This window comes from Candidatus Leptovillus gracilis (genome assembly GCA_016716065.1).
Classification (GTDB): Bacteria; Chloroflexota; Anaerolineae; order Promineifilales; family Promineifilaceae; genus Leptovillus; species Leptovillus gracilis.
On sequence record JADJXA010000015.1, the window covers coordinates 1 to 12,991 of the forward strand.

Here is a 12,991-nt window from a genome sequence, read left to right on the forward strand (position 1 = left end):
AAATCAGCGTACCTGGTGATGCTTGGGCTGGTTGGGATGCCGTCAATCAGGTTTTCTTGACGGCCGACGAAGTGTATACAGAAACACAAACGGCCGTTTACAAGAGCACCGTCTACTATCCTGCTGGTTTCGATGGCACTACCTGGCATGATGGCAGCCCCTTCACAGCGGCCGACATCATCATGACTATCATTACCCGATTTGATGTTGCCAACGAAGAAAGCCCATACTATGATCCGGCCGAAGCGCCTCGCTTTGGGCAGTTCTTGCAGACCTTCAAAGGCGTAAGAATTATCTCGACGGATCCTCTGGTTATCGAGCATTACGGCGATGACGTGGCTCTGGACGCCGAAAACAGTATTGTCACCTGGTGGCCAAACTCGACCTATCAATACAGCGACGCCGCCTGGCACAACATGGCCGCCATGCTGCGCCTGCAAGAGAACGGCACCACTGCCCTCCACACAGGCACAGCCACTGACAAAGAAATCGAACGCGTGAGCTTGCTCTCTGGTCCATCCATCGCTCTCCTTACCGAACAATTGGCTCTTTCGGCTGAAGAAGGGTTTGTCCCCTACGCGCCAACCCTGGGTCAATTCATCACAGCAGAAGAGGCCGCTGCCCGGTATGCTAACTTAGCCACCTTCGGCCAACGCTACGGCAACTACTACATCGGTACCGGCCCCTACTTCCTGCAAGGCGTCTTCCCAACTGAAAAACAGGCTATCTTGAAGCACTTTGATGCTTACCCTGATCCGGCCGATCGCTTCTCTCAATTCTCTGCACCGGCAACGGCCGTGGTTGAAATTGACGGCGATAGCCGTGTCACCATCGGTCAAGAGGCCTCGTTTGATGTTTTCATCGAATACTTCCTCGGCGCCTACGCAGTTGACGACATCAAATCAGTTACTTACCTGCTCTTTGATGCCTCCGGGGAACTGGTTGCACAAGGTGAAGCTGAAGCTGTGGAAGATGGTCTGTGGCAGGTTGTCCTTGATGGCGATGCAACCGGCGCATTGAGCGAAGGCTCCAGCCGCCTGGAAGTTGTCGTTGTCTCCCAATTGACAGCCTTACCGGGACTGGCTCAGTTCCCATTTGTAACAACTCCCTAATCCGGGTCCACTTTTGTTGGTAGAGCAGAAGAAACGTTCTTTTGCAGCTACCGACAAAATGTTGCTTGCCTAAGATAGGATTGGAAGCAGCGAAGGCTGCTTCTAATCCAACACTGTCAGGTTAGAGGCAGCGAAGGCTGCCTCTAACCTGACAGTGTTGTTCCACAAGCGAGTTGGTCAATAGGCAAATATGCAGGATTGTGTAATGGTCAACTGGTCGCGCCACCTTTGGGTAAAATGGGCATGGTTCAATTAAGGCGATATGTGCTTTACAAATTTAGCAAAAAAGCGTGTCATGCTGAGGTCCCCCGAAGCATCCCCCTCCTCTGCTGGGAGCGGGATGCTTCGCTCCGAAGACTCCGCTCAGCATGACAATTCAGCGTCAATTTGTGAAGAAGATGTTTCGCTCGATGAACCATGCCGTAAAATGTCAGAGTATGCCCGTCACCAGTATAATTTCAGCAGTTCTCAATCTGAAATTAAATGAAAGAATCAAGGGGATAACTCCAACCCATCTATCATAAAAGCAAACAAGGCATCCCAACTATCGAAAACGATATAGCGAGTTAAGGCTTTGAGATCGTTGAAAAAAGTGCGCCGTACAACTAACGTATCTCGTAAGAGACGATAAGCCTTGTTGAGCAAGTGCTGGGCTGTATGAGTCAGAAAAGCCAGAATATTGAGCGAGAAAAGACATTAGACAAATGATTCAGCCCATGACCAAAATTGTGTTCTAGATTGTAACCTTTGGTCTTGAGGACATTGATGTTTTCATTTTCAACCTTCCAGCGTGTACGCCCCCTCTTAGCTAAAGAAGTCACATTCTTGAGCGTGACCTGATGGCTGGTAATCCAAGCATTATGAAAGATCTGTTCGCCAGTGCCTTCATGGGTAATGGTTAACTCTAACCAGTTGACCAACATAGCATCCTCGCCCGCCCGTAAGGGTATCTGGTTGACAAAGCGATAGGACCAGATTTCCCCATGTCGGCCATTCCAAAAGCGTTCTTGCATGGTCTCTAAACCCGCGACACCAGCCAGAGAGTCTACCCATTGATAAAGGGTGGGATGGGAATCAGGTTTGCAGACAAAGATAAAGAATTGTTGATAGGTTTGGTCAATTAACTGACACAGCGGCTGGTTAGCGTACAAATCATCACCCAGAAAGGTCACACTTTGGGCCTCAAACTGACCCTGATGCTGCCTTAACCAGCGCTTAACTGCGGTTCGTTCACAATCTTGCTTCTCATGTCCATCTTGAGGCACAATAAACTCTGGTGGTAGTGATAGGACATGGGGCGAATCAGGTTTGACGATGACGGGCATAATGGCACTGTGATAATAGTGGGTTGTGCCGTTGCGGTCTTGGCGTGTGCTACACTTATCACAATGGATTTTCTCTGAGGAATGAAAGACAACTCCATCAAAGGGGATCAGATAAGTGCTTTTATAATCCTGAAAGTTCACCAAACAACCACTTTGCTTTAATTCCCCATGAATCCAAGAGAAATCTCCATGAAAGTGGTCAGGTGTCACTGGGTCTAGCAAGTTTCGTATCTGATTGTCACTGGGTATCTTGCTGACGCCAAACAAAGTTCCTGCGTTGTCTTGACCTTTACGTTGATTCATATCCCGCTGGTGGGCTAAAAATGAAGCGGATTGCATAAAAAAGACGCTGTAGGCTGACAACGCAGCATCGGCTACCTCGTATTTAGTGTTGTTATTGGGTTTCCGGTAGTCTGGCAACTTGCGCCAGGATTCTTGAAAATGTTCCATGATTTTATCTAGTGATAGTGCGTGGCTCATGTTTTCTCCTTTGGGCAAATGCCTGACACTATCACTTTTTGCCCTTCATGTCACTAGTTTTTCAGATTGAGAACTGCTGGTATAATTTTTGACCAGTAGCAAATGTGCGGGATATAGGCGATAATTGTTGGGGAATCCTGGTGACCAATCGTATTGCTATTCAGAAAACTCTTTTCCTGCGGTTGTAGGGCGATTTTCTAAATCGCCCAGATGAAGATTTCTCAGGACACCCATATGTTATGTTTTGCAAATCGCTCAACAATGCCGCCATTTGTCAATCAGGTTCTGTACGTGAGTAGTTTGTCCTAACCCATAAGGAGATGGTGCAAGAACGTGACTCAAGAAGCCTTACCTTTTGATAAAGATACTCTGTCCGAAAACGTTGCCCAATCGGCGCGTAAGGCAAATGTTAATTCATTGGTGCGTTTACTTCGCTACACCGCTGTAAGGGTCGTGGCGCTCTTTTTTACAGTGGTTATAGGCGTTTACTTTACGGTATTGGTGGCCAATATGGGCGGTCATGTTGACAAGATCCGTCAAGCCCAAATCCGTGAAGAAGTCTTAACATCGTATTCGGCCGACATTCAATTTCAACGGCTTCCCCAAGACGAGCGCGCGAGTATCATTGCGGCGCAAATAGCAATTCGGGAGGCTCAGTTTGGCCTGGATCAGCCGTTTGTCATACGCAGCTTTCGTTATTTATGGAATGCGATCACCCTAAACCTGGGGTTTTCTGACAATATGAGCAGCGACAGCGGTTCACGCTTAGTCAGGAATATTATTCTGGAACGTTTACCCTCCACATTATTGCTTTTCGGCACGGCAAACCTGCTCCTTTTCTTTATAAGTTTGTTCATGGGCTTAGGACTGTCACGGCGATATGGCAGTCTCCCCGACAAACTTGTCATAGGCCTGGCGCCAACTTCAGCGGCGCCAGGCTGGTTTTATGGGTTATTCCTCATTCTTATTTTTGCAAGTTTATTGAGATGGCTGCCCTTTGGGGGCATGGTTAGCACACCGCCGCCCGATAATCCCATTGATTACGCGCTCAGCCTATTAAAGCACATGATCTTGCCCGTAACTGCCACTCTAATGAGCGCCATATTTTTGACAGCCTATAATTACCGCACCTTCTTTCTAATTTATTCCAGCGAAGATTACGTGGAAATGGCCAAAGCCAAGGGACTACCGAACGGTATGATTGAGCGCCGATATATTCTCCGCCCCACCTTACCAACCATTATCACCAACTTTGCTTTGCTGCTTATCTCATTGTGGACAGGCGCCATCATTCTGGAAACAGTATTCAACTGGCCGGGTATCGGTCAGCTTTACTTCCGCGCTATCGGCCTCTTCGATACCCCTGTGATTTTGGCTAACGTTGTTGTATATGCCTACCTTCTGGCGCTAACTGTCTTTTTATTGGACTTTATTTATGCATTGGTTGACCCGCGCGTGCGTATTGGCGAGGGAGGTAAAGGTCAATGAAAAAGGTCGCTTCTTTTTTTCAGCAGATCGGTCGTTACCCTTCAGCGGTGATTGGCATGGTCATTATCGGCTTTCTTCTTGTCGTGTCAATCGTCACGCCAATTGCCCTGCCATATAGCGAGGCCATCCGGTTGTGGCGTGGCGGTGAGGATGTTTGGCGGGAATCGCCCAGTTATGCCTGGCCTCTCTGGTACAATTGGTTTACCAGTCGTGACTTACCCGCGACCATTGCATTTAGAAGTGCGGAGGGCGATGGAGACAAAACGATCGAGCGTCTATCAGAAAGTACTCGTGAAGTCCTCTTTGTGTATGAGTTTGACTTTCCCTACGATGAATTCCCCCCAGAGCTGATTCTGTACTCCAGCGCACAATATGTGTCGAAACAGCCCCATGTTGAATTGACCTGGTTTACACCTGACGATCGCGAGATTCGCATTGGCGAGTTCTCCTCGTCGTCATCTTCTTCCTTCCGCTTTGGGCAAGATAGTCGTTTGCAGCGTCGGCTGGAGCGCGAAACGGGAATTACCGACATTACTGCAGAAAAAGGGCTGTTTGATGATCCATCGAAAGAGGGCCTGCAAATTTTGCAGGGAACATACCGGCTTGAAGTTACAGCGCTGCTTTTTGAGGAGAATTCAGATATTGACACCACGTTTGTGAGTTATGGCCTGGTACACGGCCTGGCCGGAACCGACCACCGGCGGCGAGACCTGATGGTGGCTTTGCTATGGGGCACACCGATTGCTATGGCTTTTGGTTTGCTGGCAGCCCTCGGCACAACGGTCACCACCATGACTATCGCGGCGACTGGAGTCTGGTTTGGCGGTTGGCTTGATGGGACTATTCAGCGGCTAACAGAGGTGAATGCCATTATTCCAGTGCTACCTATTCTGATTATGGTAGGAACCTTTTATTCCCGAAGTATCTGGCTGATGCTGGGGATAGTCATCCTTTTGAGTATTTTCGGCATATCCATAAAACAATACCGCGCGATCTTCTTGCAAGTTCGAGAATTACCTTATATTGACGCGGCGCGGGCATATGGAGCGGGAAACATGCGCATTGTCTTTCGTTACATGGTTCCGCGTGTCCTGCCACTTACCATCCCCCAAATCGTTATTTTGGTTCCTGGGTTCGTGTTCCTGGAGGCGTCATTGGCCGTTCTGGGCCTGGGCGATCCCATTTTGCCAACCTGGGGCAAAATTATTCAGGACGCTAATTCACAGGGCGCGTTGTTTAACGGGTTGTATTACTGGATTTTGCAGCCAGCCGGCCTGTTAATGTTAGCCGGTCTTGGTTTCGCCATGGTTGGTTTCTCCCTTGACCGTATCTTCAATCCCAGATTGCGGGAGCTTTAAATAACATGATTGAAAAAGGCAACGAACTTTTGACGGTAAAAGGGCTGCGTTTGCACTTTAAGACAAGCAGAGGCCCGGTTCAAGCTGTTGACGGTGTTGATTTTGATTTACCCCGTAATGAGGCAACAGTCATTCTTGGTGAGTCGGGTTGTGGCAAAAGCTCAATGGCAAAAGCGATGCTGCGCCTTTTGCCGCGTAATGTGGACAGGTATGATGGCGAAGTGTACTTGTATGGTCAAGACATCATGAAGCTCAACAACGAGGCTTTTCGCAAGGAAATTCGCTGGAAAAAAATCTCCATGGTACCCCAGGCGGCGATGAATGCGCTGAATCCGGTGATGCGGATAGGTGATCAAGTCGCTGAACCGGCGATGGTACATTTGGGTCTGAGCAAGAAGGATGCGCTTACCCAGGCGCTGCGTATGTTCGCCCAGGTTGGGGTTCCGGCGGACTTTCTTCACCGGTATGCTTTTGAGCTAAGTGGGGGTATGCGGCAGCGGACCGCATTGGCTATGGCCCTGGTCACGCTGCCTGACCTGGTAATTTTGGACGAGCCGACGTCGGCCCTCGATGTTTTGACCCAAGCCGGGATCATGAATTTGATGAAACGCATCAAAAAAGAGATGGAGACTAGCTTTATCTTGATTACCCACGATATCGCAACGTCGAGCGAATTGGCTGATAACGTGGCAGTTATGTATGCCGGGCAAATTGTTGAAGTTAGTGACGCCCGTCGTTTCTTTGCTGGGCCGCTGCATCCATATTCAAAAAAGCTGATGGCCAGTGTGCCTCGCCTGCGCGAAACGGTCGAACCTGATTTTATAGTCGGACAGCCGCCCAGTTTGTTAAATCCACCAACCGGCTGCCGTTTTGCGGCCCGCTGCCCCGCTCGTTTTGAGAAGTGCGATCAAGAGCCTCCAGTAACTATTCAAGAGGGTGATCGCCAGGTGAAATGTTGGCTTTATGACTAGTAGCCGTATTCCGTATTCCGTAGGCCCTAAGCCACCACCAACGGAAAATGGCACACGGACTTCGGCTTACGGCTACCGGGTCCTGTAAGAGATTACGTTCCATCAAGATCTGACAGGTTAGGGAAGAAACGAATAATTATGAGCGACACACACGACGATTCAAAGAGTATTGGGCATGAAGATGGGCAGCCACTCCTGCAAATTCAGGATTTACACGTTTGGTATGAGTTGAAGCGCTTTGGTTTCGGTCATGCTGGCTACGTGCGTGCGGTGGATGGCGTAAACTTTAATTTGAAGCAGGGTGAAGCAATGGCTTGCGTGGGTGAGAGCGGCTGCGGCAAGTCGAGCTTGATGAAAACGATTTTGGGCCTGAACAAACCCACAAAAGGCGGCATTGTATTTGATAACGCACAGTTAACTGAAATGCGCGGCGAGGAACTACGCCTCTATCGGTCAAAAATAGGTTATATACAACAGGATCCGTATGGCGCGCTGCCCACGTTTATGTCTGTGCAGCGTATTTTGGAAGAGCCGTTGATTATTAACGGCGTCAAGGACAAAGAGGAGCGATTGGTCCGTGTTCGCCGAGCATTGGAAGAGGTTAAGCTGACGCCAGTTGATGAGGTATTGTCGAAGTTCCCACACATGCTTAGTGGTGGACAGCAGCAGCGGGTTGTTATCGCTCGTGCCATGATCATGGAGCCAAAACTCCTTGTGGCCGATGAGCCGGTGTCTATGCTGGATGCTTCGGTGCGTGTGGAGATTTTGCGCCTTTTGCGTAATTTGCAGGAAACTCATAATCTGGCGGTCATCTACATCACCCATGATCTTTCTACTGTCCGCTACTTTTCTGAATATATTTTTGTTATGTATGCTGGCGAGATCGTTGAATTCGCTAAGATGGAAGATTTACTAAATGATCCGAAGCATCCATATACCTTGGCGCTCTTGGAAGCATCTTCTGACCCCGACGCCGACAATGCGTTGGTCATGCGGGAGATCCCGCGAGGAGAACCACCAAGTCTGGTGAACCCGCCAACTGGCTGCCGCTTCAACCCGCGCTGCCCGCATGTGATTCCTGGAACTTGTGACGTAAAACGGCCGCCTGACTTTATCGTTACCCCTGAACACAGGGTGGCCTGCTGGTTGTATGAGTGATAGGAGGGTAACGATGATTAATCGGCTGGTTGTGCTTGGTTTTGTTCTGGTTTTAACTGGCGCTGTGCTGCCGTTTCTGATTATTGTTGGCGTTTTGCCATCTACCTTTTTGTTGAATTTCATCGCGTTTGCCACTTCGGTTTGCGGTATCTTTCTGGGCGTGTTGGGGACGGCAACTTTTGTTGGCGAAGAAAGACGCAAAGGCGATTGGCGCAATCGTAATTAGGCATGGCGCGGTGGGTCTGTTGCGCATAAGGGCATACTTGGCATTTGGCGCTGCTGAGGTGTTTGGTGTGCCCTGCTTTCTGAGATTAATAGATACCGATAAGTAAGAGTTATTGGTATCTATAATAATCCGAGTTATAATGCTGTCATACCGTGAGCGAGGCGCACTTGATGGCTGAAGACGACACAGGATTGACAGTAAAAGAGAACCATCGCCTGGCGCGGCAAGGTGATCTGGCTTTTATTGGCGTGGCGGCGAATCAGGCAGCGGCCCACTACAGTTTTGCCGATTACCGGCAGCGCCGGGCGAAAAAGACAATTCGCACACAAACGGCCGCTTTGCTCTTATGGGTGCAATATCTGGAATACATTGGCGCAGCGACCCGTCTTCTGGCCGATGCGGCAACCTGGGCTGACGGGTGTTTTACACCGCGGCAGCAGCGCGAATCGGCACGATATGCAGAAACGCAGGCTGTCGCCCTGCCCCAGATATGGGCGGCGGCTTACTGCCAAAACACGCCGGCCGCCTGGGAAGGCATTACTTGGGGTTTGGTTGAAGGTTATGTTAAGTGGTTGCTGACCCAAGGCTACAGCATCGCCACCGTGAATAACCGCCTGTCGGCCATTAAGGTGTACACACGTCTGGCTGCCAAAGCCGGCGTCATTACGCCTGCCGAGCAGGCGCTTATCCGGGAAGTGCGCGGTTATGGCGCAACTGAAGGCAAGCGGGTGGACGAAGTCCGCGAACAGACCAGAGTGGGATACAAGAAAGAAACGGCCGTTGTCCTGACCGCCCAACAAGCCAGCCAACTGAAGAAAAAGCATCCAACCACCCCCCAGGGCATCCGTGACCGGCTGATGATTGCTCTATTTTTGGACCTGGGACTGCGCGCCAGCGAAGTGGCTGGGCTGAGGGTGGAAGACCTGGCAGAACGTGGCTACGCCACCGTGCACCGCCAAAAAACGGACACGACAGACCGCATGAAGTTATCGGCCGACATCATGCAGGCTTTGCAAGATTATCGGCCATTTTTGCGCCAAAGTGGTATCCTACTGCGTGGGAGCCGCAAGAATGGGCAGTTAACAGATGAAGTGATGTCTGTGCGCGCCATAGGTAGTCGCATCAAGTTGTTGGGGCGAGATATTTTGGGTGTGTGGGAACTGAGTCCCCACGACCTGCGGCACACCTGGGCGACACAGGCGGCCAGGAACAGCAGCCCTTTTGTGCTGCGCGATGCTGGCGGTTGGTCGAATATGCAGACGCCCAGCCGCTACGTCGAACGAGCGGAAGTGGTAAACGAGGGCATCGAACTGGATTATTGAGCGGTGGTTGGGTACAACAGATGCAGCATCTCTTTTTGGTTCGTCATTCAGCGGTGATGGTAAGGCCGCGTATTCCGGTGGCAGAATGGGCGCTTTCGGGCAACGGCCGTTCCCTCTGCCACACTCTGGCCCAAACATTGGCTGCCCACCCCACCCCACCAACCCGCATCATTACCAGCCTGGAACGCAAAGCGGGAGAGACTGGCGAAATCCTGGCCGCTGATTGGAATATACCCTGTCAAGCCAAGCCAGGATTGCATGAACACGAACGACAGAGCACGCCTTTCTTCACGGATCAAGCCGCGTTTGCGACGGCCGTTTCCCAATTCTTCTCCCATCCGAACAAACTGGTGCTGGGTGAGGAAACGGCCGTTGCCGCCTTCAACCGGTTCGATACGGCCGTGCGCCAACAAATCGCCGCTTACCCCAATGATACCCTGGCCCTTGTTACCCACGGGACCGTGCTGAGTCTGTTCATCAGCCGCTATAACGGTTTCATTGAACCGTTTTCTTTCTGGCAATCCCTCACCATGCCCGCCGCCTTTTTGATGACACTCCCCAATCTCTGTCTCAAGACCTCCTTTCTGGTCCAACCTTATAGCAGCTGAATGCAAACAGGCAAAGGAGCAAAAAGGCGTATGCCTTGCCTCCCGCCTGTCTCGCCCCTCTTTGTCCCCATTGGGCGAGACGGCGCGGGAAAATGCCGTTCGGCGCGGCTGCTGCCTGTCTGCGCCGTCCCGCCCCTACTGTCACACCAGGGCAAATTGAAAATTGCTGGCCGAAAGTCCATGTTTTTTCTGTCCGTGAGGAAGTTGGTATAATAACGATGTGTGTCGCTCAACCAACCTGGAGCCTGACATACGGACTATTCTGTCGAACGTTCACACCCCACAAATTTCCCGTACATTTTAGGAGGTATACATGTCCGAAGAACGTATAAAAGTCACCTATTCAACCCTGGCCAGCCCTAATCCCAGACTGCATCAACTCTATGAAGAAGCAGTTGAACGAGCAAAAGCCAACTTTGGCAAAAACTATCCCCTGTTCATCAACGGCGAAGAGCGCTTTGCCGAAAAGTCGTTTGCCAAGCGCAGCCCCATCAATCTTGATTGGGTGATGGGTCATTTTCAATATGGCACAGAGCAAGATGTGGAAGACGCCATCGCCGCCGCCAAAGCCGCTTTTCCCCACTGGAGCGGACTGCCCTGGCAAGAGCGCATCGCCATCATGCGTAAAGCGGCCGATCTGATCAGCGACCGTCTCTTCGACATGGGGGCCAACATGAGCCTGGAAATCGGCAAAAATCGCCTGGAAGCGTTGGGCGACGTGGAGGAAACGGCCGATCTCATCCGCTATAACTGCGACGCCATCGAGAAAAACAACAATTTCAGCTTCGATCTTCTGGCCGAAAGCGACAAACACCACAACCGCAGTGTCCTCAAGCCCTACGGCGTCTGGGTGGTCATTTCTCCCTTTAATTTCCCCGGCGCGTTGGCCGGTGGTCCGGCCGGCGCAGCGCTCATCGCCGGTAACACCGTTGTCTTAAAACCGGCTACCGACACGCCACTAACCGCCTGGTTCCTCACCGAATGTTTCCGCGACGCTGGCGTCCCGGCGGGCGCGTTCAACTTCATCACCGGCAGCGGCCGGGTGGTGGGCGAAAAATTAGTAACGCATCCAGATGTGGCGGGCATCACTTTCACCGGCAGCTATGACGTGGGGATGCACATTTTACGGACGTTTGCCAACGGCCGTTACCCCCGTCCGGTCATCGCTGAAATGGGTGGCAAAAATCCGGTCATCGTCAGCAAAAAGGCTGACCTGGACAAAGCCGCTATGGGTGTGATGCGTTCCGCCTTTGGCCTGCAAGGCCAGAAATGCTCCGCCTGCTCCCGCGTCTACGTCCACGCCGACGTCAAAAACGCTTTCATGGACAAACTCCTGGCGCTGACCAAAGAAATCCACGTCGGCGACCCCACTAACAAAGAAAATTGGATGGGACCGGTAGCCAACAAAGGCGCCTTCGACGATTACATGCAGTTTGTGGCCGACTTGCGCGCCGCTGGCGACATTGTGTTTGGCGGCGAGGCGCTGCCCGGCAATGGCTACTTTGCCGCCCCGACCATCGTGGACAATCTGCCCCACGATCATTATCTGTGGAAGCAGGAAATGTTCCTGCCCATCGTTACTGTCCACCCCTTCACTGACCTGGAAGATGCAATGGCCAAAGCCAACGATGTGGAATACGGCCTGACGGCCGGTTTCTTCAGCGAAGATGACGCCGAAGTACAGTGGTGGTTGGACAATATCGAGGCCGGCGTTTTGTATGTTAACCGCGCTTCGGGCGCGACCACCGGCGCATGGCCTGGCTACCAATCCTTTGGCGGTTGGAAAGGCAGCGGCTCCACCGGCAAAGCGGCCGGCAGCTTCTACTACATCCAACAGTATATGCGCGAACAAAGCCAGACTATTGTGGCGTGATGCCCGTTAACCGTATTTCGTAGTCCGTGATCCATCCGCGCACGGACTACGAAATACGGAATACGGAAGACGGTTTTTCGCATCACGATCAATGTGACGTATGACCAACAAACTCATCTCCATGCAGCAAGCGGTAAGCCAGTACGTGCAAGACGGCGATGTGGTGGCGATTGAAGGCTTTACCGCATTCATCTGTTTTGCCGCCGCCCACGAGATTATTCGCCAGGGCAAGCGCGACCTGACCCTGGCGCGCATGACGCCGGACCTGGTGTATGATCAGATGATCGCCGCCGGGGTGGCCAAAAAACTGATTTTTAGTTACCTGGGTAATCCGGGCGTGGGCAGCCTGTATGGCATTCGCCGGGCAGTAGAGAAAGGCATCCCACGGCCGTTAGAAATCGAAGAATATTCCCACTTTGGCATGGTCGGGCGTTACATTGCCGGGGCCAGCAAGCTACCCTTTTTCCCCTTACGCAGCTACACCGGCAGCGACATGGCCGCCGCCAACCCGCTCATCAAACAAGTAGACAGCCCCTATGGCGATGGCCCTATCGCCGTTGTGCCGCCGCTGAATCCCGACGTGGCTTTCCTGCACGCCCAACGCGCCGACGCCCAGGGCAACACCCATCTGTGGGGGCTGCTGGGAATGCAAAAAGAGGTCGCCTTTGCCGCCAAAAAAGTCGTCATTGTGGTGGAAGAAATCGTAGACGAGGCGGTCATCGCCCGTGACCCCAACCGCACCTTAATCCCCGGCCTGGTGGTAGACGCGGTCGTCCATGAGCCGTATGGCGCGCATCCCAGCTACGTCCAGGGTTACTACGATCGGGACAACGCTTTTTATCTGGATTGGGCCGAAAGCTCTGGTGACCAGGCAGCGACCGAGGCCTGGTTGCAGCAGTGGGTCTACAACGTGCCTGACCGCGCCGCTTATCTGGCGCAGTTGGGCCAGGAACGGCTGGACAGCCTGGCGCCTGGTGAATTGTTGGCGGAACCGGTGAATTACGGCCGCTACACCTGAGCCTGATTGTCGCAATAGTTACAGTCTGTTGTTTTCACCCAACCCCCTTCGA

General features: G+C 52.0%; 10 protein-coding genes and 1 pseudogene. 10 read left to right on the forward strand and 1 reads right to left on the reverse strand.

Translation table 11 applies throughout. The annotated features are described in order from the left end of the window. A partial coding sequence (locus IPM39_23950; protein ID MBK8989084.1) for a hypothetical protein occupies positions 1–1,112 on the forward strand: 1,112 nt, incomplete at its 5' end. A 492-nt stretch (positions 1,113–1,604) separates the two neighbouring features. Here the strand turns inward: IPM39_23950 and IPM39_23955 are convergent. Then, positions 1,605–2,887, reverse strand: a pseudogene (locus tag IPM39_23955) (ISNCY family transposase). 399 nt (positions 2,888–3,286) lie between these two features. Between IPM39_23955 and IPM39_23960 the strand changes: the two are divergent. The 9 genes from IPM39_23960 (at position 3,287) to IPM39_24000 (ending at position 12,939) form a co-directional block, all read left to right on the forward strand. Next, on the forward strand, positions 3,287–4,405 hold the full coding sequence (locus tag IPM39_23960) for an ABC transporter permease (protein MBK8989085.1): 1,119 nt from the start codon (positions 3,287–3,289) through the stop codon (positions 4,403–4,405). Next, positions 4,402–5,763 (forward strand): ABC transporter permease, encoded by a 1,362-nt coding sequence (locus IPM39_23965; protein ID MBK8989086.1) that lies wholly within the window; start codon positions 4,402–4,404, stop codon positions 5,761–5,763. Before IPM39_23960 ends, IPM39_23965 begins: the two co-directional genes overlap by 4 nt. 5 nt (positions 5,764–5,768) lie before the next feature. Beyond that, positions 5,769–6,734: an ABC transporter ATP-binding protein gene (locus tag IPM39_23970; protein MBK8989087.1), complete on the forward strand. Its 966-nt coding sequence runs from the start codon at positions 5,769–5,771 to the stop codon at positions 6,732–6,734. A gap of 138 nt (positions 6,735–6,872) precedes the next feature. Beyond that, positions 6,873–7,892: an ABC transporter ATP-binding protein gene (locus IPM39_23975; GenBank protein ID MBK8989088.1), complete on the forward strand. Its 1,020-nt coding sequence runs from the start codon at positions 6,873–6,875 to the stop codon at positions 7,890–7,892. Positions 7,893–7,905: 13 nt separating this feature from the next. After that, positions 7,906–8,118 carry a hypothetical protein gene (locus tag IPM39_23980; GenBank protein ID MBK8989089.1) on the forward strand — a complete coding sequence of 71 codons (213 nt, stop codon included), beginning with the start codon at positions 7,906–7,908 and terminating at the stop codon, positions 8,116–8,118. A 170-nt stretch (positions 8,119–8,288) separates the two neighbouring features. Beyond that, positions 8,289–9,440, forward strand: a complete 1,152-nt coding sequence (locus IPM39_23985) for a site-specific integrase (GenBank protein MBK8989090.1) — start codon at positions 8,289–8,291, stop codon at positions 9,438–9,440. Between the two features lie 20 nt (positions 9,441–9,460). Continuing rightward, a complete protein-coding gene (locus IPM39_23990; GenBank protein MBK8989091.1) occupies positions 9,461–10,048 on the forward strand; it encodes a histidine phosphatase family protein in 588 nt (195 codons plus the stop codon). A 313-nt stretch (positions 10,049–10,361) separates the two neighbouring features. Continuing rightward, a complete protein-coding gene (locus IPM39_23995; GenBank protein MBK8989092.1) occupies positions 10,362–11,921 on the forward strand; it encodes an aldehyde dehydrogenase family protein in 1,560 nt (519 codons plus the stop codon). A 100-nt stretch (positions 11,922–12,021) separates the two neighbouring features. Continuing rightward, positions 12,022–12,939, forward strand: coding sequence for a CoA transferase subunit A (locus tag IPM39_24000; protein ID MBK8989093.1), 918 nt, complete (start codon positions 12,022–12,024; stop codon positions 12,937–12,939). Positions 12,940–12,991 lie beyond the last annotated feature (52 nt).

What these genes read in the sequence shown, in the direction of transcription:
- IPM39_23965 (MBK8989086.1), top strand. Translation starts at nt 4,402, where the DNA reads ATGAAAAAGGTCGCTTCTTTTTTTCAGCAGATCGGTCGTTACCCTTCA.
- IPM39_23970 (MBK8989087.1), top strand. Translation starts at nt 5,769, where the DNA reads ATGATTGAAAAAGGCAACGAACTTTTGACGGTAAAAGGGCTGCGTTTG.
- IPM39_23975 (MBK8989088.1), top strand. Translation starts at nt 6,873, where the DNA reads ATGAGCGACACACACGACGATTCAAAGAGTATTGGGCATGAAGATGGG.
- IPM39_23980 (MBK8989089.1), top strand. Translation starts at nt 7,906, where the DNA reads ATGATTAATCGGCTGGTTGTGCTTGGTTTTGTTCTGGTTTTAACTGGC.
- IPM39_23985 (MBK8989090.1), top strand. Translation starts at nt 8,289, where the DNA reads ATGGCTGAAGACGACACAGGATTGACAGTAAAAGAGAACCATCGCCTG.
- IPM39_23990 (MBK8989091.1), top strand. Translation starts at nt 9,461, where the DNA reads ATGCAGCATCTCTTTTTGGTTCGTCATTCAGCGGTGATGGTAAGGCCG.
- IPM39_23995 (MBK8989092.1), top strand. Translation starts at nt 10,362, where the DNA reads ATGTCCGAAGAACGTATAAAAGTCACCTATTCAACCCTGGCCAGCCCT.
- IPM39_24000 (MBK8989093.1), top strand. Translation starts at nt 12,022, where the DNA reads ATGACCAACAAACTCATCTCCATGCAGCAAGCGGTAAGCCAGTACGTG.